Genomic DNA, 20395 nt, shown 5'->3' with positions numbered 1-20395 from the left:
GCGCGCCGAAGCCAATGCGTCTCGATCATGGGACGACGAAGCCCATGGAGGTAGCCGGTGAGCACCCAGCCAGACGCAGGCGCGGAACGCACCCGCAACGGCCTGTTCAGGACCAAGTCCATCGAGCAGTCCATCCAGGACACCGAGGAGCCCGAGCACCAGCTCAAGAAGTCCCTCTCCGCCCTCGACCTCACGGTCTTCGGCGTCGGTGTCGTCATCGGTTCCGGCATCTTCGTCATCACCGGCACGGCCGCCACCGACTACGCGGGCCCGGCCGTCACCATCGCCTTCGTCGTCGCCGCCGTGGTCTGCGCCCTCGCGGCGCTCTGCTACGCCGAGTTCGCCTCGACGGTCCCGGTCGCCGGATCCGCGTACACCTTCGCCTTCGCCTCGCTCGGCGAGTTCCCGGCCTGGATCATCGGCTGGGACCTGATCCTCGAACTGGCACTGGGCTGCGCGACGGTCTCGGTCGGCTGGTCGGGCTACGTACAGTCCCTCCTGGACAGCTGGGGCATCCCGCTCCCGGCGGCGCTCCAGGGCCCCGGCTCGGGCCACGACGGCTTCAGCTTCAACATCGCCGCGTTCCTGCTGGTCATCGCCGTGATGACGGTCGTCGTGATCGGCATGAAGCTGTCGGCGTGGGTGACGTCCGTGGTCGTCGCCATCAAGGTGACGGTCGTCCTGATCGTGATCGCCGTGGGCGCCTTCTTCATCAAGGGCGCCAACTACACCCCGTACATCCCGCCCGCCCAGGACAACAAGAGCGGTTCGGGTCTGAGCGCGACACTCCTCGAAGGCATCGCCGGGTTCACGCCGTCCAGCTTCGGCGTCATGGGCATCTTCACCGCGGCGGCCGTCGTCTTCTTCGCGTTCATCGGCTTCGACGTCGTCGCGACCGCCGCAGAGGAGACCCGCAACCCGCAGAAGGACGTCCCGCGCGGCATCCTCGGCTCCCTCGCCATCTGCACGGTCCTCTACGTCGCCGTGGCCGCGGTCGTCACCGGCATGCAGAACTACAAGGACCTCGACCCGGGCGCGCCCCTCGCGGAGGCCTTCAAGTCGGTCGGCCACCCGTTCTGGGCGGGCCTGATCTCCTTCGGCGCGGTCATCGGCCTGACGACCGTCTGCATGATTCTGCTGCTCGGCCAGAGCCGCGTCTTCTTCGCGATGAGCCGCGACGGACTGCTGCCCCCGATCTTCAGCGCGGTGCACCCCAAGTTCCGTACGCCCTACCGCTCGACGATCATCCTGGGCTTCCTGACGGCCCTGGTCGCGGGCTTCATCTCGCTGGAGGAGCTCTCCAAGCTGGTCAACATCGGCACGCTGTTCGCCTTCGTCGTCGTGGCGCTCGGCGTCCTGATCCTCCGCCGCACCCGCCCCGACCTGCCGCGCGCCTTCAGAGCCCCGTGGGTCCCGTTCCTCCCCATCGCCTCGGTGGCGTGCTCGGTGTGGCTGATGCTCAATCTGTCGGTGGAGACATGGCTGCGGTTCGCGGTGTGGATGGTGGTCGGCGTGGTCATCTACTTCGCGTACGGCCGCAAGCACAGCCGCGCGGTGGAGGAGAAGACGGCGCGGGGCGGCGCCCGGTAATCGTCGCTCGATCCTCCGCCCCCTTATGTCCTTACTAAGTAGGACATACGGGAGCGGATAGTTTGGCGCCCATGCTCACCGAGGCGCCCCGGTCACGACCGTACGTATCCACAGACCGCGCCGGCTCCTCAAGACGCGGCCGCACCCGCCGCTACTGGCCCCGCCTGATCCTGTGTCTGACGGTCGTCACCTGCGTCACCCGCATCCCGTCCTTCACCCGCCCGCTGTGGAACCCCGACGAGGGCTATCTGGCGGTCCAGGCACGGATGTTGGCGCACGGCGGCACGCTCTACGAAACCGTTGTCGACCGCAAACCCCCGCTGCTGCCCTGGCTCTACGAGGCGGTGTTCGCGCTCTTCGGTTCGGACTCGCTCACGCCGGTGCGGATCTGCGCGGTGGCGGCGCACGTGGTGACGGCGGTCTTCCTCGCCTCGCTCGCCCGCCGCCGCTGGGGCGACCCGGCGGGCGCCACGGCGGGCGCCCTGTACGTCGTGCTGTCCATCGGCCTGAACCCACAGGACACGCAGGCGGCCACCTTCGAGGTGTTCATGCTGCCGTGGACCGCGGCGGCGATGTGGTGCGCGGACCGGCGCAGGTGGGGCTGGTGCGGGATCGCCCTCGCGGGCGCGTTCCTGACGAAGCAGACCGGGGGAGCGGTGCTGCTGCCGGTGGTGTGGATGCTGTGGCGGGCGGGGTGGCCGCGGCGCGGGCTGCTGCGCTGCGCGGCCGGGGCGCTCGCACCGCTCGCGGCCGCCGCGCTGGCCACGAACCCCGCCGGCTTCGTCTTCTGGACGGTGACGGGCTCGGGCGCCTACGCCGCCGTCACCGGCTCCGAACTCCACGTACTCGTACGAGGACTGACCAACGCGGCGATCCTCGCGGGGGCGTGCGCGGGTGTGCTGCCGCCGGTCGTGCGGGTGCTGCGGATCGCGCGGACGGGCTGCGCGGACCTGTGGCTCTGGCTCGCGTCATCGGCCGCGGCGGTCGCCGTCGGCTTCCACTTCTTCGGCCACTACTACCTTCAACTGGTGCCGCCGCTGGCTCTGTTGGGGGCACTGGCGTTGCACATTCTCCCCCGCGAACACCTGAGACGTTCCCTGCTCGCCACGGCGGCCTGCGGCGCCCTGTTCCTGACGTGGGGCCTGCTCGCACCACGCACCGAACTCGCCCACGCGCAGCGGGTGGCGTCCGTGGTCAAGGAGCACGCCTCCCCGGACGAGCGGGTCCTGATCTGGGGCATGCACCCGGAAACGTACTGGCTGGCGAACCGCACCCCGGCGAGCCGCTTCCTGACGGCGGGCCTCCTGACGAACTACAGCGGGGGCCGCGACGGCGGCAGGGTGGGGGAGCGGTACGGGGTACCGGGCAGCTGGCCGACGTTCCGCTCGGAGGTGCGACGCCGCCCCCCGACGGTGATCGTGGACGACTCGCGCGGGGAGGCGTACGGGCCGGGGCGCGTGGGGGCGGTGCGCCGGATGCTGGCGGGGTATCGGCCGGTGGAGCGGGTGGAGGGGGCGGTGGTGTACGTGCGGATCCACGCGGACCAGAGCGCCCCGTCCTGGCCGGCCGCCGGTCAGCCGCCCTTCGCGGGAGACTTCTTCGCCGACTCGGGGATCTCGCGGTCGCCGCGGATCGCCTTCCACAACGTGTCGGCCTGCGGCTGCGCGGCCACGACCCGGTTCGGGTCCGTCTTGTCGTAGGCGACCGGAAGCATGATCGTCTCCATGCTCGCCGGGTCGACGCCCTGCATGCTCCGCCCGAACGTGGCGAGCTTGGTGAGCGAGGCGAGCCCGTTGTCGGTCGTGAGCGAGGCGGTGAGGCTGTCCGCGATCTTGTACGTCTTGGTGGGGCTGCCCAGCAGATCCTGCTGCTTGATCTCGCTCAACAGGGCGACCATGAACTGCTGCTGGAGCCCGATCCGGCCGAGGTCGGAGCCGTCTCCGATGCCGTGCCGGGTCCGGACGAACGCCAACGACTGCGTGCCGTCCAGCTTGTGCGTCCCGGCGGTCAGGTCGAGCCCACTGGACTTGTCGTGAATCGGCTTGTCGACGGTGACGGTCACCCCGCCGATGGCGTCGACCAGGCCCTTGAACCCGGAGAAGTCGATCTCGACGAAGTGGTCCATGCGCACTCCGGACATCGCCTCGACGGTCTTGACCACACACGCCGGACCGGCAAGCGAGTACACGGAGTTGAACATGACGCGCTGCGCCGAGGGCGTCGTCGTGCCGTCCGTCTTCGTGCACGCGGGCCGGCTCACGAGGGTGTCGCGCGGGATGCTCACGGCGGTCGCACGGGACCGCCCCTCGGGTATGTGCAGCACCATCGCGGTGTCGGACCGGGCGCCGGCGACCTTGCCGGTACCGAGCGAGGCGTTCTTGCCCGACCGGGAGTCGGAGCCGAGCACCAGGATGTTCTGCCCCGACGTCGGAAGCTTCTCGGGCCGCTCGCCGCCGATGGCCTTGTCGAGGTCGACGCCGTCGATGTTGCTGTCGAGGCTGCTGTAGAGCCAGTAGCCGGTGCCGCCTGCGGCGAGGACGAGGACCAGCAGGGTCCACAGGATGATCCGTCGAACCCGTCTGCCACGACTCTTCACCTTGCGGCGCCCACGCCGCTCGGGAGGAGCCGCACGGCGGCGCGAGGTCGTGGTGGCATGGCTCATCGGCCTGAGTCCTTGTAAGTCGTGCCCGTGGGGCGGGTGTTCGGTGTGAGGACTCGGGTGGGGGGAGAGCCGGTCCGCGGTGTGGCTGGGGACTGTCGCAGCACTATAGACGTGAAATCGCCCGATAGAGCGGGGCATGTGACCGAAACGTGTCCAAGTTTGGAAGTTTGAATGAAGGAATAGTATGCGCGCATCGTCACGGACGGCGCTCCCGGTGCGTCCGTATCCCTACGGCGAGATCCAGGAAGGTACGCCAGGCCATGCGGAGAAGGTCGCCAGATACCCAAGGTGCCGACCGGCCAGTGGCCGAAGGGCAGCCGCGCCTCGCGTCCCGCGCCGCACACGGCCGCTGGCTCACGACCGGCAAGGACGGTCGGCTCAGTCTCTACGCCCTCGCCGATGGGGCCCTGTTGAGGTGGACCGAGCGCACCGTCGGCGGGCCCGGCTGGGACGGCCCCCACGCCGTGCCGGCGCCGGATCTTACGCATCTGGCCGTCGTGCAGGGGGCGGACACGTACGTCCACTTCCTCGGGCGCAGGCGGCGGACGGGGGCGGACGGTGCGCCGAGCGTCGATGTCGTCCACGCCACCCAGTACCAGACCGGCCTCGCCTTCACCGACTGGCGTTCGCTGGGCAACCCGCACAAGGACCGCGAGCAGGGGCGGCATGTCGCCCCACCGGTCGGGGCGACGGCCCGGGACGGCACCGTCCACGTCTTCGTGCGCGGGGCGCACGGCGGGCTGATGGTGCGGCGCGAGCACCCGAGCGGCAAGTGGCGTGCCTGGGAGGACCTTGGGGGTGCGGGGCTCGACGCGCGGTCGGCCCCGGTCGCCCTCGACGACGGCCGGATCGAGGTCGTCTCCGCCGCCGAGACGGGCGTGTTCGTCTGGGGGCAAGTGCAGCCCGGTGGTGACTTCACCGGGCCTCGTGGGTTCGGCCTTCACCCGACCCCGGGGACGCTCGCGGCGGTCGAGACCGGTCCGGGGCGGCCGACCGTCTTCTGGGCCGACGGTGCGGCCGGGAGTGCGGCGGCGTGGCGGACCGGCGCCTGGCCGCTGCCGCTGGGCGGTGGCCTTGCCGACGGCCCATATGCCGTACTGCGGGCCCCCGTTGACGGTTTCGACTGTGTCGTCCTCGCCGGTCGGGGTCCGGACGGCGGGGCCGTGCTCGGACTCGGCGGTACGGAGCACGAGGCGGGCGGGTTCTGGTGGTACGACCTGAACGAGGCCTGTCAGGGTTCCCCGGCTCTGGCCAGGGACGGGCGTGGCCGCATAGTGGTGGCCCTGCTCGGGCCCGACGGCGTACCCGCGGTCGCCAGGCAGGACGGCGAGGGGCTGACGCTGTCCCGGTGGCAGCGGCTCTGAAGACGGTTTCCGACCGTTCCTGAAAGATGGCCAGCACATTAACAGCGGTTGACCACTCAAAAGAGTTGCATAAGATGTGAAGGACTTGTGACCGCTGGGCCGGGGGGCTTTGACGAGGTCACAAGGGCGGATGACGCCAAGGCGACGTGAAGTGCCTTGTGGGCGCGCCGGGCAAGGGGAGGGCACCCACGTGGTGCGGCGAGCAGCCCATAGGGCGATATGTCTTGGTAGGAGTGTGGACCGGTGGGTAGTCCGCGGCTGAGTATTGTTGTCCCTTTTCAGGATGTTGAGGCATATCTGGGGGAGTGCCTGGAGTCCATCGCGCGCCAGTCGTTCCGCGACTTCGAGGTGATCCTCGTCGACGACGGATCCACCGACGAATCCACGCGGATCGCCGGCCAGTTCTGTGCCGCGGACCCACGGTTCCACCTGCTCCGCCAAGAGCCCCAAGGGCCCGGGCACGCGCGCAACACCGGCCTGCGGGCGATGCATCCGGACGGCGAGTTCCTCGCCTTCGTCGACGGTGACGACGTTCTTCCCGAGTACGCCTACGAGCTCTTGGTGCGCACCCTGGACGAGTCCGACTCGGACTTCGTCTCGGGCAACGTGCAGATGATGAACTCCACCAAGAAGTGGCAGTCGCCCCTGCACAAGGGGCCGATGCAGAAGAACCGCCGCGGCACCCACATCACCCGCAACGAGGCGCTCATCTACGACCGCACCGTGTGGAACAAGCTGTTCAGGCGGTCCTTCTGGGACCACCACTACATCGAGTTCCCCGAGGGCGTCCTCTACGAGGACTCCTGGGTCAACATGTTCGCCCACTTCCGGGCGACCAAGGTCGATGTCATCAGCGACACCGTCTACTTCTGGCGGCGCCGTGAGGGAGGTGCCGCTCCCTCCATCACCCAGCGCCACACCGAACTGTCCAACCTGCGCGACCGGGTCGCCGCCGTCCAGTCCGTCAGCCGGTTCCTGGCCGAACGACGGTCCAAGCTCTACCTGGAGAGCAAGCGCAAGTACGACCTGGCCTGCCTCAAGTCCGATCTCCTGCTGCATCTGAAGGTGCTGCCCGACGCGGACGAGGAGTACCAGGACGCCTTCATGGACTGGGCGAACGAGTTCCTCGACGAGGCCGACCCGGACATCATCGACGAACTGCCCGCCGAGATCCGCGTGAAATGGCTGCTGGTGCGCGAGGACCGGCTCGACGAACTCCTCGACGTCATCGAGTTCGAGCGCAAGGGCGGCCCCATCCCCGTCCAGCGGCGCTTCCACCGCTACCTCAAGTACCCCTACCTCGGGGACCGCGAGGTGGGCCTGGACCGCAAGGCGTACCGTCTCGACAAGGAGCTGTCCCTCAGCGGTTCGCTCGCCGGTGCCCGCTGGAGCACCAACGGTGATCTGCTCACGCTGACCGGCTCTGCCTACATCCGCTTCATCAACGTGCACAAGAAGCACATGTCGGTGAAAGCCATCGCCCTGCGCAACAAGAAGCAGGGGCGCATGGTCGTCACCGCGGCGAAGACCACGTACGCACCGCAGGCCACCGAGCGCTCCAACCAGAATCGTTACTGCTACGACTGGGCCGGCTTCGAGACGCGGATCGACACGACCCGGCTCAAGCGGAAGGGCAAGTGGGTCGAGGGCACCTGGGACGTCGCCGCGGGGGTCCTCAGCCGCGGCCTGTTCCGCTACCGCGGCATCGACCGGGGCGGCTCCGGGGCCGCCGCCAACCCGCCGTACAAGTACGTCGACAACAACACCCGCATCCTCCCTGTGTTCGTCCAGGGCAAGCTCAAGCTGCGCGTGGAGATCGTGCGGTGCCGGATCACCGGCCATCGTGTGGTGGGAGATCAGCTCGAGCTGCGCGGCGTCCATCTCGGCCCCAAGGTCCCGGCGTGGGGCAAGTTCCGGGTCGTGAGCATGGGCGGCGCCGGACGGCACGACGCCCGGGTCCACTTCACACCCGGCGGCGACGGCTGGTGCACGTTCACCACACGGCTGCCGCTGGACTCCCTCGTCCCCGGGTTCCGGGCCGAGGCTCAGGCCGGGGTCGACATCCCGGAGTCCTGGAGCATGGGCAGCAACGGCTGGAAGGCAACCTTCCATGTCGAGGGCCGGAAAATGGCTATTTATCCGGTTGTGGCACGGGGCACTCCCGACGGCCACTACCGGATGCCGGCGCACTTGCAGACGGGCGAGGCCGACCGCGAGATCGTCGTCCACCGCAACGGCTCCGGCTACCTCGTGCTGTTCGAGCGGGCCACCCTCCCGACGGCGAACCGTATCGCCTGGCGCGAGAACGGCGACCTGGAGATCATCGGCCAGTACGCCGCCGCGGACACCCTCACCGCACAGCAGTACCGCGACACCCACGTCGTGGTGCGCTCGCGCGCGCACGGTGCCGAGCGCGACGTTCCGCTGGAGTGGCACGGCAACAGGTTTCGCTGCGTGCTGTCCCCCGCGGCGATGCGCACCCTCGCCGGGGAGATCCCGCTGGCCTCCGGTCGCTGGGACTTCTACCTGCGGCGGCAGGACCTGTCCTCGGTCAGCCGCGAGGAGCGCCTCGAAGACCTGATGATCAAGATCCCGCAGGATCTGATCGCCGCGTTCCCGCAGCGGTACGAGGAGAACGAGCGCGGTTACGAACTCCAGGCCGAGGCCTACGACCGGCTCTCGCTGATGGTGGAGTCCGCGATGCCGGACCACGCCCGTGGCCCCTACCGGCAGAAGCTGCTGCGTACCAAGGCCTACCCGGCGGCCCGTCGAAGACCGGTGCTTCCCGCGATCCTGTTCGATGCCTTCAAGGGCACCCAGTACTCCGACAGCCCACGGGCCCTGCACGAGGAACTGGTGCGCCGGGGCGTCGACCTGGACCACCTGTGGGTCGTCAAGGACGACCAGGTGCAGGTCCCCGAGACCGCGATCGCGGTGCGCATGTGGTCGCCCGAGTGGTACGAGGCCCTGGCCACCAGCGCGTACATCGTGGCCAACAACCACATGCCGGACTGGTTCCAGAAGCGCGACGGCCAGGTCGTCGTCCAGACCTGGCACGGCACCCCGCTGAAGAAGATCGGCCACGACATCGAGGCCATCCACTTCGCGGACAAGCGCTACCTGGAGCGCGTGGAGAAGGAGGTGCAGAACTGGGACATGCTCGTCTCGCCCAACAGCTTCTCCACCCCCATCCTCAAGCGGGCCTTCGGCTTCCCCGGCGAAATGGTCGAGTGCGGATATCCGCGCAACGACCTGCTGCGCCGCCCCGGAATGGAGCACCGTGAGCAGGAGATCCGCCGCCGCATCGGCCTGCCCGACGGCAAGCGCGTCGTCATGTACGCCCCGACCTGGCGGGACGACCAGTTCTACGCCCCCGGCAAGTACAAGCTGGACTTCCGTATCGACCTGGACGACGCCCGCGCCCGCCTCGGCGCCGACCACGTTCTCCTCGTGCGCCGCCACCCGAACGTGGTGGACCCGGTACCGGGCGCCGGTGACGGCTTCGTCTTCGACGTCTCCGACTACCCGGACATGGCCGACCTCTCCTTGATAACCGACGTGATGATCACGGACTACTCGTCGCTGATGTTCGACTACGTCAACACCGGGCGGCCGATCCTCTTCTTCACGTACGACCTGGACCACTACCGCGACACTCTGCGCGGCTTCTACTTCGACTTCGCGAACAGCGCCCCCGGCCCGCTGGTCGACACCTCAGAGCAACTGATCGGCGCGATTCGCGACATCGACCGGATCCAGGAGATGTACGCCGAGCGCTACCGCTGGTTCCAGGACCAGTTCTGCGACCTCGACGACGGCTGTGCGGCCGCGAGGCTCGCCGACCGGATGCTCGTCGCGGGTGGCGACCTGGCTCCGGGGGAGGCGAGGGCGCCCGCGGTGGGCACCGTCGACGCCCGGCGCGCGGCGCGGCCGATGACGCCGCTCGCCCACCCCCAACGGCAGCAGTACGTGTACGGTCAGCAGGGGCGGGCGCTGCGCGCGCTCCCGGCACAGCCCCAGGCGGCGCAACTGCCACCGGTTCCGTACCAACAGCCGTACATGGTCCAGCCGTTGGCGCCGACGCCCGGCGCACGGGTCTACGAGGGCGTGATCGTGTGAGGCCGCGGACCGGCTCAGCCGGTGCGCACGCGCAGCAGCACGGCGAAGTGGTCCGAGGCGCCGCTGTCGCGCACCGTGCAGCCGACCCCGGGCAGACCGGTGAAGAGGTAGTCCACCTTGTGCCCGCTGATGTGGGTGGCGCGGCCCGCTCGGGCCGCGGCCGACCGCTGATCGCACTCGCGGTGGGCGCGGTACGGAGCGGACGGCCATACCCGGGCCACGGGATTGCGGCTGCCAGGCGGGTCGACGTTCAGATCACCGCCGTACACGACTCGCCTGCCGCTCAAGGCGCCGGTGAGCGACCTCAATTGGTCGTCCCGCAATTCCCATGTGGGATGCGCCAGATCGTCGCCCGGGCGGCTCAGATGGGCGTTGCACACCGTCAGTCGGTGCGTGGCGACCGAGGCGCACACGATGCCGCGGCGCAGGCCGACCGTGGGCTGACGGGAGGCCACCGTGCGCACGTCGGACAGCGGATACGCGGCCAGTATCGCGAAACCGGCCGCGTGGGGGTCGTCGGTCCCGCACCGCACGGCAGTGGTGCGGCCCGTCCTGCCGCGCCACGCGTAGGGGCGGAACGTCGAGTGCCAGGAGCGGCCAAGACGCGTCCGCAAGGCCGCGACGTCCGAGGTGCACGCTTCCTGGAGGAAGATCACCCGGGCGCCCCGGCCCGTGGCGATCTCCACGACGGCGTCACGCTTGGCCCGCCGACTACCGGTCCCTTCGCAGTGCCAGCGCTCGATACCGCACATGTTCCAGGTGGCGACCGTCAGCGTGCGCTCGGCCGGGTGGGACCGGGCAGGCGTCGTCGGCCGGCTCACAAGCAGCACGACAGCGCCCGTCAGGACGACCGCGGACGTGACGAGAACCGCCGCCAGGCGACGCCGACGGGCAGACCTCGTCGGGCCGGGCAACCGAAACATCCGAAGCATTCAGACATGATGTCCGATCCGCTGGGAGGGAGTCGTACATGTCCAAAGCACCTGCGAGCGGACGGAAGTTGCTCAACGGAATAGAGGCCTCGGGGTCCTATCCCGTCGAGTACCGGTTCGCGCACGCCAAGAGCGGCAACCGTCATCTGGTCGTCGTCTTCGCGAACTTCTCCGCGCCCGACGAATACGGCTGGTCGAACGGCGTCTTCGACAACCTGAGGGCGAACATCCTCTGGATACGGGACAAGTTCGACGGCAAGAACACCTACTACTGGTGCAAGGAGATGGACTTCTCCCTGGAACAGTCCGTCATCGGGCTGATCTCCCACGTCATGAAGTCCCTCGGTCTCACACCCGACCAGGTCACCATGTGGGGCGGGTCCAAGGGTGGCAGCGCCGCCCTGTACTTCGGTCTGCGCTACGGATTCCGCAACATCGTCTCCATCGTGCCCCAATTCCTGGTCGGCACATACGTCGAGGGAAAGCACCCCACCGTGGCCCGCTACATGATGGGCGACGGCAACCGGCAGGAGAACGTACGGGTTCTGGACGCGATCATTCCCGATCTGGTGCGGTCCGAGACACACACCGACGCCAACATCTATCTCCTGTCGTCACCGCAGGACGAGCAGTTTCCCGTCCAGGTCGAGCCGTTCGTCGGGCTGTTCCAGAGATACCGCAATTTCAATTTCATCTTCAGTGAGTCCCCCTTCATCACCAATCACACCGATGTGACACGACGGAACGTTCCGGTGCTCATGGGGCTCATCAACTTCCTCATCGACGGAATGGCCCCGCGCATCGGGTTCGTGCGCAACGGCAACGAACAGCCGGATCACGACCGTTCGGCCATCGACGGCTACCTCGCGGCCACGTCCGTGGTGAAGCAGGGCTTCCTGCCTCCCGTCGTGCTGGCCCCGTCGTTCAACGAGGAGATGCCCACCACGCGCGTGACGTTCATGGGTTCGGCCCCGGGAGCGGTGCGCGTGAGTCTGTGGGAGCACGGCAAGTTCCTCGGCTCGCCGGACGTCGCGCCGGACGGCAGCTGGAGCTGGGAGCTGGGGCGACCGTGGACCAAGGGCAAGCACCTCGTCCGGCTGTTCGGCGTGGATCATTCCGGCTTCCACTCGGAGCGCACGGAGATTCCCTTCGCCGTGTCGGCGCGCGCCACCACCCCGCCGCAGGCCCCGGTGGCGGCCTCGCCCGTCGCGGCGATGCCCGTCGGCGGACAGGGGCCGACCACACCGATGGTCACCTCGCCCGCCGTGCACGAGCAGGTGATGGACGGAGCGGTCACGTTCGCGGGCACCGCGGCGGGCGCCTCGCAGGTCGGATTCCGGGAGAACGGGGTGTTCCTCGGCACGACGGCCGTGGCGCCGGACGGCCGGTGGGTGTGGGCTCCCGGCTGGGCGTGGAACGAGGGGCAGCACCTCGTGGAGGTGCTGGCCGCCGACCCGTCCGGCGCGCAGTCACCGGCGGCGCAGATTCCCTTCACGGTTCTCGGCGCTCCGGTCGGTGTGCCGGCGAACGGCTACTACGGAGGGAACTACTGACCGCCCCGCGTCGGCCGATCGTCTCCTCCCCGGCCGACGTCGCGGACCGCGCGCGGGCCCACGGTGCTCGCGCCCAGCTCCGCCACCCGTCTACGCAGCTCACGATCCGCCGTCACCACCACACACGCCCCCTCGGCCCCCGCCGCCACCGCCACGATGTGGTCGTCCCCCTCGCCGGGGGCCTCCTCCACCCGGACACCCGGCACCGGCTCGACCCCACGGGCCCGACCCTCCAGGACCAGCACCACATCCTCGTCGGGGTGCTCCCGCGCGTACTCGGCCAGCCGGTCCCGCAGCCGCTCCGCCGCTCCCCGCCGGTCGCGCCACCATCCGTCGGGCACGGAGCCGACCACGTTCGCGCCGTCCACCACCAGAAGTGTTGTCATGGCCGCTCGCCCTTCCGCCACAGGTCCGTGACCCGGCCGAGCGCCGCGACGGCGCGTGCCGTGCGCTGTTCGTCCGTACGGGCCCGGTTGCTGAACTCGATGTGCAGGAACGGTACGTGTTCCTCCGCCGCCTTGCGGCCCTGCACATTCGTACGGCCCTCCAGGGGGCAGGAGGCGGACCAGGCGCGGCACACGGGGAAGCCCCGCTCGCGCAGGGCGTCGGCGAGGAGCCGGCCTTCGGGGCGGGCGACCGTGCCCCGCCCCGTGGAGACGACGGCGTCGCGGCCGGGCGCGGAGGAGTCGGCGAAACCGTGGACCTGAACGGCGGGCAGGCCGCGCTCGGCCAGCGCGGCGCAGACGGCGTCGAACACGGTGTCCCTGCGGTGGGCGACGTCCGCCGCGTTGCCCTCGCCGGCCGCGCGGTGCGCGCCCGCGATCACCATGATGCCGCCGCGCGCGCCGCGCAGGACGCCGACGCCGAGGCGCTCGGTGTGCCGGTCCGCCGTCGGGTGCGGCACCTGCACCGTCCAGCGCCGGCTCGTGGGCGTGGTGTCCCGGGCGAGGTAGACACGGCCCCAGCCGCGGGGCGTGGGCCCGTCGTCGCTCCGGTCGGCGACCTCCTCGTACCGCCGCCCGGTCGCGCTGTCGGTGACCGTGCGGACGGTGAAGTCGATGTCGGACAGCGTGCGTCGGGCCTTGTCGCGCTCACCGTCGAGCAGCAGGGACACGCCTCGCGCCACCGCCTCGCGGTCGTGGCGCGACGGCTCCCGGTAGCCGGAGTCCGGCCGGAAGCGGTCCGCGTAGGCGTCGACGCGGGCCCTCAGGTCGACCCCCGAACGGCTCCCGGACGGGGCGCCGTCGGCCGTGCCGACGGAGTGCTGCCGGGCGATCCCGGTCGTCAGGAGTATGGCCACAGCGCCGACAACGGCAAGGATTGCTGCAATTGTGACCATCTTTGTCTTGTTCGCCGTCATAGTTGTATAAAAATATCCCGGTGATCAGACGCCCCCTCCGCACTCCACGCCCGGCCCGCCTCGCGACAGCCGGTGCCGCCCTGACCGTCCTGCTCGCGGGCGTCGCAGCCTGCGGCCCGTTCGGTTCGGACGACGACAAGGCCGCCGGAGGCGGCGGACCCTCGTTCACCGTCGCCGCGGCCGGTGACATCCTCGTCCACCCGGAACTCACCGAACAGGCCCGCAAGGACGCCAAGAAGACGGGCAAGGGCGAGAAGGGGCTCGACTTCGGCCCGATGCTGGCCGGTGTCGAACCGGTCATCAGCAGGGCCGACCTGGCCATCTGCCACTTCGAACCCGTCGCGGGCAAGCCCGGCGGGCCCTTCGAGGGGTTCCCCGCCTTCCGGGTGCCGCCGCAGATCGCCACGACGATCAAGGACGTCGGCTACGACACCTGCTCCACCGCCTCCAACCACACGCTCGACCACGGCGCCGCCGGTGTCACCACCACGCTGGACGTCCTCGACAAGGCGGGTCTGAAGCACACGGGTTCGGCCCGCAGCGCCGCCGAGGCCGCCAAGCCGCTGATCATGGACGTCAAGGGCGTCAAGGTCGCCCAGCTCTCCTACGCCTTCGGGTTCAACGGCAACGAACTGCAGAAGGGCAAGCCCTGGCTGGCCAACGAGACGGACTTCGACCGCATCGCCGCCGCGGAGAAGCGGGCCCGCAAGGCCGGCGCGGACGTGGTGATCCTCTCCATCCACTGGGGCCGCGAGTACCACTCGGACCCGAGCCGCTCGCAGCTCGCGCTGGGCCGCAGGATCGCCGAGAACACCGGCGTCAACCTGGTGATCGGCCATCACGCGCACGTCGTGCAGCCGATGGAGAAGGTCGACGGCACGTGGATCGCGTACGGGCTCGGCAACGAGCTCGCCCGCCACGATGTGCCCACCGGACTGACCGAGGAGGGCGCCATCGGCTGGTTCGAGTTCAGCAAGCGTGGCGGCGACTGGGACGTGCGCGCCAAGTACGTGCCCACGCTCACCGAGATCCCGCCGGATCCCGACGAGTCGGGTGACGTCCCGGACGGCGCCGTCGCCGACCACCGGCTCGTCGACGTGGCCTCCGCGCTCCAGGGCGGCGACGGTCTGACGGCGCAGCAGCGCGCCCGCTACCGCCTGGCGTTCCAGCGCACGGAGGGGACCATGCTGAACCGGGGTGCCACGAAGGACGGCATCAAGCCCCTGCGGTCGCTGCCGAACTGATCTCCTACCACTCCCCATTGAGGCGTGGGTCACATTCACATAATCCTCATGCAACCATTCGGGTCTCGTCCGAGTCAGATGCATCTGGACCGCGGGTTCTGTACGCGGTCTCACGCCCGCGCGTGTTCTGACCGTGCGTGCGCGCACTGATCCGCCCGAGAGGAGTCCTCCCTTGGCCGCTTCGAGTTCGAAGCGACGGCACAAGGTCCGCCGACGATCCGACATGTCCCTTCTGGGTGGAATACGTCCGCCCATCGCGGTGCTGTCGGTTCTGCTTCTCGCTCTCGCGGGGGTCACCGCTCTGACGCTCGGCCGCGCCGACAACGCGGGCCTGCCGAAGGCGGTCATGACGTCGCAGCAGCACTTCGCGGAGGACGGGGCGATCGCGCTCCGTGCCTCCGTCGACGAAGGCGTCACCGACCTGACGCGGACGGCCGCCCTGTTCAACGCCGGTGACCCGGTGTCGGCCGACGCGGTCCTCGACAAGATCGGGAACGTCTACCAGAAGTGGACCGGCTCCGCCGTCGTCGAGATCAAGTCCGGCAAGCTGCTCGCCGCCCGCGGGGAGAACGTCCCGCTGACCGCCGTCGACCGCAGCAAGCTCGCCGCGGAGGACGGCCTCGCCCCGCGCATGGTCCGCCTGCGCAGCGGCGAGAGCCGACTGCTCTCCTTCGGCCTGCTCGCCTGGAAGGGCCATCCGCAGCAGCTCGTCGTCACCTCCTCCAGCCTGAAGTTCCCCGGCATCAGCCTCGGCAAGTTCCGCTCCATCGCCGTCGTCGACGCGTCCGGCGAGGTGCTCAGCAGCGACGGCGTGCCCGACCCCGATCAGGTCCGCACCGATCTCCAGCGCCAGGAGGCCAAGGAGACCGACCGGCAGCTCACGGCGTTCGCCAAGACCGCCGCACGCAAGTCCGAACAGAACCCGGTCCAGTCCAAGGAGCCCGGATCCGGCGGCTTCACCGGCGTCAGCGGCAGCCTCACCGGGGACCGCTACCTGGGCGAGCGGCAGATCGCCGGATACGCGACGCTGGCCGCGCCCGAGGCCGGCGAGACGACCGTCGCCACCTCGCTCGGCCTCAGCGTCGTCGCCATGACGAAGGTCGCCGAGGACCCGCTGGCGGCCACCAGCCCCGTCTTCGGCCTGGTCGCTGCCGCCGCGCTGCTCGTCATCGGCGGCCTCACCGTCGCGTTCCTGATCGGCACGGTGCAACGCCCGCTCATCCGGCTGTTCCTGGAGAGCCGCCGCCTCACCCGCGGCGACCTCGCCCGCCCGGTCGGCGTGCACCGCCGCGGCGAGGCCGCCCGGATCGGCGCCGCCCTGGAGCGCCTGCGCAGGCAACTGCTCGGCGCGAGCCCCGAGGACAGCGCGAAGGGCGTGCCGGCCCCGCGCGGCCGCTTCGGCGCCCGCGGCCTCCTGGCGGTCGCGGCGGTGCTGCTCCTCGTGTGGTGCGCGCCGCTGCTGCTCCTGCTCAACCGGGCCGGCGACACCGCCGTCGTACCGCAGCAGATCGTCAGCGACCAGCGCGAACGCACCGACACCCTCAGCGACCGGGTGCGCCGCGCCCTCAACGAGGGGCAGGCGGACCTGGCGTCCGTCGCCTCCCTGATCGGCGACCGCACCCGCCCCGACGACATGGCCGACGTGCTCGAACGCACCATGAGCGAGCACACCCGCTACCAGTCGATCTACGTCCTGGACGCCAAGGGCACCGTCCTCGCGAAGGCGGGCGGCGAGGTGCACAGCCCCGAGGGCAAGGCCCCCTCGACTAAGGCCGTCCGCGTCCTCGACCACAGCGGCAAGACCCCCGTCGTCCTCGGCACCGCCGAACTGCCGGGCCGCGGTGGCGCCGCCGTCGTCGGCGAGATCCGCATCGACTTCCTGAACGCGCTCCTGAAGCGGCCGGGACTCGGTGACGTCCGGGTCGTCGACGCCGAGAAGCGCATCATCGGCGGCAACACCGGCTACCTCGCCTTCCACCGGCTGCCCGGCAGCCACCTCGACGAACTGGTCGAGGGCAGCAACCAGAAGGTCGGTCTCGCCCCGCGCCCCAGCGGCGTGCTCCTCCGCGACGGCGGCGACATCCGGATCGCCGCGGCGGCGCCCTTCGTCGGCGGCGGCGTGGCGAAGTCGCTCGGCTGGACCGTCGTCAGCTGGCAGCCCGCGTCGGGCCTCGCGATCCCCGCGTACACCTACCAGGACCGCACCGTGCTCGCGGGCCTGCTCGGTGGCACGGCCGCCGCCGCGTGCCTGGGCTGGCTGCACATCGTGGTCGTCCGGCCGCTGCGCGAACTGGCCCGCCAGGCCGAGCGCCTCGCGGACGGCGACCGCAAGACGGTGCTCTTCCCCCGGCACCACGACGAGGTCGGTGCCATCACCCGCAGCCTCGAACTCGTCCGCGGACAACTGCAGGGACAGCGGCAACAGCAGCGACGGCAGGGCGCCCCCGCGGGCCCGCCTGCCGCAGGCCGAAGGAATTAGGAACCACCGTGCTCTTCCTCTACTCCGTGCTCGTGGTGTGCGGAGCCGTCCTGCTGATCGCCGGAGTGATCGAGCAGAGACGGCACTTCGCCAATCTCGAACACATACCGAGCCGTGTGCTCGTCAACGGCATCCGCGGCAAGTCGTCCATCACCCGACTGTGCGCGGGCGCCCTGCGCGGCGGCGACCTGACCACGGTCGCCAAGACCACCGGCACCGCCGCCCGCTTCATCCACCCCGACGCCACCGAGGAGCCCGTCTACCGCAAGTTCGGCATCGCCAACGTCGTCGAGCAGATCGGCATCGTGCGCCGCGCCGCCGCGTACGACCCGGACGCCCTGGTCATCGAGTGCATGGCGGTCATGCCTGCGCTCCAGGAGATCAACCAGTCCAAGCTGATCCGCTCCACGATCGGCGTGCTGTGCAACGTCCGTGAGGACCACCTCGCCGAGATGGGCCCCACCCTGGACGACGTCGCCCGCTCGCTGTGCCGCTCCATGCCGGAGAACGGCATCTGCGTCACGGCCGAGGTCGACCGCTTCCACATCCTTCAGGAGGAGGCGGACGCCCGGAACTGCAAGCTGGTGTACGCCGACCCGGAGATGGTCAGCGACGAGGAGCTGCGCGGCTTCAGCTGGTTCACGTTCAAGGAGAACGTCGCCATCGCCCTCGTCGTCGCCGAGCTCCTCGGCGTGGAGCGGGAGACCGCCCTGCAGGGCATGTACGACGCCCCGCCGGACCCGGGCGTCCTCTCCGTCGAGCGCTACGTCGCCCCCGGCGACAAGAGGCTCCGCTTCGCCAACGTCTTCGCGGCCAACGACCCCGAGTCGACGCTGATGAACATCAACCAGCTGCTCGACCTCGGCGCCATCCACCGCCCGCTCAACGTCGTGATCAACTGCCGCCCCGACCGTGTGGAGCGCAACGGGCAGATGGGCGAGATCATCCCCGACCTCGACCCCGAGCACGTCTTCGTCATCGGCCACCCGGCCAAGTCCGCGATCGACGCGATCCCCGCCGCCTACCGCGACCGCGCCGTCGACCTCGGCGGCGACCGCCGCGACCCCGACGAGTTCATGGGACAGCTGCTCGGCCGCCTCGGCCCGGACTGCTCGCTCGTCGCCATCGGCAACATCCACGGCCAGGGCGAGCACCTCCTGGAGTTCCTCGCCGAACTCCCGCCGGACGAGAGCCCCGACGACAGCCGGGACCACGGCCCGGCGCAGCCCGCGGACCGGATGCCGCAGCACGTCGAGACCATCCAGCTGTACGCGCCGCACATCGACCCGTACCAGCAGTACTCACCGGCGTACGAGGAGCGGTACGTGACGCCGCCCGTCATCCCCGTGCAGCGGACCGACAGCGACTACTCCTACCCCGGTCCATACCTCGAACCGGTCCGCCCGCGCGGCATGTTCGACCCCGTCGTACCCCCCTCCCCGCCCGCCGACGACTTCGAGCAGTGGCACGACTCAGCAGGAGAGCAGCAGCGTTGATCCCCTCCGTCCTCACCCCCGAGATCGCCGCGATCGGCATCGCGATCGGGCTGCTGTTCTCCCTGATCTGCTATCTGACCACCAACCTGTCGCCCGGCGGCATGATCACGCCCGGCTGGCTCGCCCTCACCCTCGTCGAGGACCTGCAGCGGGCCGCGATGGTCGTCGGCGTCACCGTCCTGACGTACGTCGGCACCCTGCTGATGCAGAAGTTCGTGATCCTCTACGGCAAGCGGCTGTTCGCGGCCGTCGTGCTGCTCGGCGTCACGCTGCAGGCCACGGTCATGATCGTGCTGTCCATCGAGTTCCCGCTGATGTACGCGAACCAGACGCTCGGCTTCATCGTGCCCGGCCTCATCGGCTACCAGCTGGTGCGCCAGCCCAAGGGGCCCACGCTGCTCGCGACCGGCTCGGTGACGCTGATGGCCTACGTCGTCCTGACCGCCGGCATCCTCCTCGGCTTCATGCCGTCCGCCTGACCCGCCACCCGACCTCCGGAGCCGAACCCCCATGCCTCCCAAGAAGAAGCGCCCCGTCCTGCACGCCGTCACCGTCCTCGCCCTGCTCGGCGCCAGCGGATACCTCACCGTCGAGCTGAGGAAGGACACGGAGGCCAAGGCGCCCACCGTGCAGACGGTCACCGACTCGCCGCTCCTGGAGTCCAGCGCCGGCGACAAGGGCGGCAAGCAGACCTGGGAGCGCCTGAAGAACCCCGAGCGGTCCGTGCTGCGGGGCGAGGGCGGTCAGGTCCTCGCGACGTTCACCGACGGCGCCCGCACCGCGACGCTCAAGGGCCCCTCCCGCACTTTCAGCGAGCCCGCGAACACCGAGTCCAAGGTCGTGACCGAGGACTGGGTGCGCCTGATGCCGGAGGCCTGGGCCAAGGGCGCCGAGAAGCAGCAGTGGTTCAAGGACTGGTTCAAGAAGTACTACGGCAACGAGGAGGACGACGTCTTCGCGTACGCCTTCCAGTACGTGCAGGGCGCGCCCGTGAAGAAGGACGACGAGGGACAGCAGTACGCGGGCGACGCGTTCTTCGGCCCGTTCAAGGAGGACGGTGTCGACCGCCTCGAACAGAACGACTTCTACGACTACTTGGGCATCCCGTACACGTTCCGCAACGGCACGACGCTGCAACCGCACGCGGACCGCCTGAGGTCCCTCGACTGCTCCGGCTTCATGCGCATGGTGTGGGGCTACCGGGCCCGCTTCCCGCTCGCGGCCACCAACAAGGTGGGCGACGGACTGCCGCGCACCGCGGACGGTATGGCCCGCTCCAAGGTGGGTGTCGACATCATCAAGATCCAGGGACCCTCGCCCTGGTACACCCGGCCGACCAACATCGACGTACTCCAGCCCGGCGACCTGCTGTTCTTCAAGATGGACCACCGCACGGGCAACCACATGGACCACGTCGCCCTGTACCTGGGCCTCGACACGAACGGCCACCGTGTCTTCATCTCCAGCCGCAAGGAGGTCAACGGACCGACCATGGGTGACCAGGGCGGAACCTCGCGGATCGACGGCAACGGCTTCTATGCGGGCCTGTTCCGCAGCGCCAAGCGACTGTGAGACCCGGGGACGAAGTGAAGAACG

General features: G+C 69.8%; 13 protein-coding genes and 1 pseudogene. 10 read left to right on the top strand and 4 right to left on the bottom strand.

Annotated elements, in window-relative coordinates:
• The first annotated feature begins 57 nt into the window (after positions 1 to 57).
• Both ACY34M_RS11965 and ACY34M_RS11960 read left to right on the top strand, forming a co-directional pair.
• Positions 58 to 1590, top strand: coding sequence for an amino acid permease (locus ACY34M_RS11965; protein ID WP_462718404.1), 1533 nt, complete (start codon positions 58 to 60; stop codon positions 1588 to 1590).
• Positions 1591 to 1661: 71 nt separating this feature from the next.
• Positions 1662 to 3122 (top strand): annotated as a pseudogene (locus ACY34M_RS11960) (ArnT family glycosyltransferase); the annotation flags it as partial.
• A gap of 41 nt (positions 3123 to 3163) precedes the next feature.
• On the opposite strand, the gene ACY34M_RS11955 reads toward ACY34M_RS11960, so the two are convergent.
• A complete protein-coding gene (locus ACY34M_RS11955) occupies positions 3164 to 4252 on the bottom strand; it encodes an LCP family protein (RefSeq protein WP_462718403.1) in 1089 nt (362 codons plus the stop codon).
• 302 nt (positions 4253 to 4554) lie between these two features.
• Between ACY34M_RS11955 and ACY34M_RS11950 the strand changes: the two genes are divergently transcribed.
• Complete coding sequence (locus tag ACY34M_RS11950) at positions 4555 to 5616, top strand: PLL family lectin (RefSeq protein WP_462718402.1); 1062 nt, start codon at positions 4555 to 4557, stop codon at positions 5614 to 5616.
• 243 nt (positions 5617 to 5859) lie between these two features.
• A complete protein-coding gene (locus ACY34M_RS11945; protein WP_462718401.1) occupies positions 5860 to 9735 on the top strand; it encodes a bifunctional glycosyltransferase/CDP-glycerol:glycerophosphate glycerophosphotransferase in 3876 nt (1291 codons plus the stop codon).
• 14 nt (positions 9736 to 9749) lie between these two features.
• Here ACY34M_RS11945 and ACY34M_RS11940 read toward each other — a convergent pair whose 3' ends face one another.
• A complete protein-coding gene (locus ACY34M_RS11940) occupies positions 9750 to 10556 on the bottom strand; it encodes an endonuclease/exonuclease/phosphatase family protein (RefSeq protein WP_462718400.1) in 807 nt (268 codons plus the stop codon).
• Positions 10557 to 10705: 149 nt separating this feature from the next.
• On the opposite strand from ACY34M_RS11940, the gene ACY34M_RS11935 reads away from it, so the two are divergent.
• Positions 10706 to 12220 (top strand): hypothetical protein, encoded by a 1515-nt coding sequence (locus ACY34M_RS11935; protein WP_462718399.1) that lies wholly within the window; start codon positions 10706 to 10708, stop codon positions 12218 to 12220.
• Here the strand turns inward: ACY34M_RS11935 and ACY34M_RS11930 are convergent.
• Positions 12214 to 12606: a PIN domain-containing protein gene (locus ACY34M_RS11930; RefSeq protein ID WP_462718398.1), complete on the bottom strand. Its 393-nt coding sequence runs from the start codon at positions 12604 to 12606 to the stop codon at positions 12214 to 12216. The genes ACY34M_RS11935 and ACY34M_RS11930 overlap by 7 nt on opposite strands.
• On the bottom strand, positions 12603 to 13520 hold the full coding sequence (locus ACY34M_RS11925; protein WP_462718397.1) for a hypothetical protein: 918 nt from the start codon (positions 13518 to 13520) through the stop codon (positions 12603 to 12605). The genes ACY34M_RS11930 and ACY34M_RS11925 overlap by 4 nt, the downstream gene beginning before the upstream one ends.
• Positions 13521 to 13600: 80 nt before the next feature.
• Here ACY34M_RS11925 and ACY34M_RS11920 point away from each other — a divergent pair, with 80 nt between their 5' ends.
• The 5 genes from ACY34M_RS11920 to ACY34M_RS11900 all read left to right on the top strand — a co-directional run bounded on the left by ACY34M_RS11920 (position 13601) and on the right by ACY34M_RS11900 (position 20371).
• Complete coding sequence (locus tag ACY34M_RS11920) at positions 13601 to 14824, top strand: CapA family protein (protein WP_462718396.1); 1224 nt, start codon at positions 13601 to 13603, stop codon at positions 14822 to 14824.
• Positions 14825 to 15047: 223 nt separating this feature from the next.
• Positions 15048 to 17303, top strand: coding sequence for a HAMP domain-containing protein (locus ACY34M_RS11915; protein WP_462718395.1), 2256 nt, complete (start codon positions 15048 to 15050; stop codon positions 17301 to 17303).
• An 8-nt stretch (positions 17304 to 17311) separates the two neighbouring features.
• Positions 17312 to 18799: a poly-gamma-glutamate synthase PgsB gene (pgsB, locus tag ACY34M_RS11910; RefSeq protein ID WP_462718394.1), complete on the top strand. Its 1488-nt coding sequence runs from the start codon at positions 17312 to 17314 to the stop codon at positions 18797 to 18799.
• Positions 18796 to 19278: a poly-gamma-glutamate biosynthesis protein PgsC/CapC gene (locus ACY34M_RS11905; RefSeq protein WP_462718393.1), complete on the top strand. Its 483-nt coding sequence runs from the start codon at positions 18796 to 18798 to the stop codon at positions 19276 to 19278. The genes pgsB and ACY34M_RS11905 overlap by 4 nt, the downstream gene beginning before the upstream one ends.
• A gap of 31 nt (positions 19279 to 19309) precedes the next feature.
• The gene (locus ACY34M_RS11900) at positions 19310 to 20371 is read left to right on the top strand and encodes a C40 family peptidase (protein ID WP_462718392.1); all 1062 of its coding nucleotides are present in this window, start codon (positions 19310 to 19312) and stop codon (positions 20369 to 20371) included.
• Positions 20372 to 20395: the final 24 nt, after the last annotated feature.

Source organism: Streptomyces sp. EDA2-14 (genome assembly GCF_054963755.1).
Note: the sequence above shows the minus strand (reverse complement) of the source record. Positions and strands in the feature narration are given on the sequence as shown.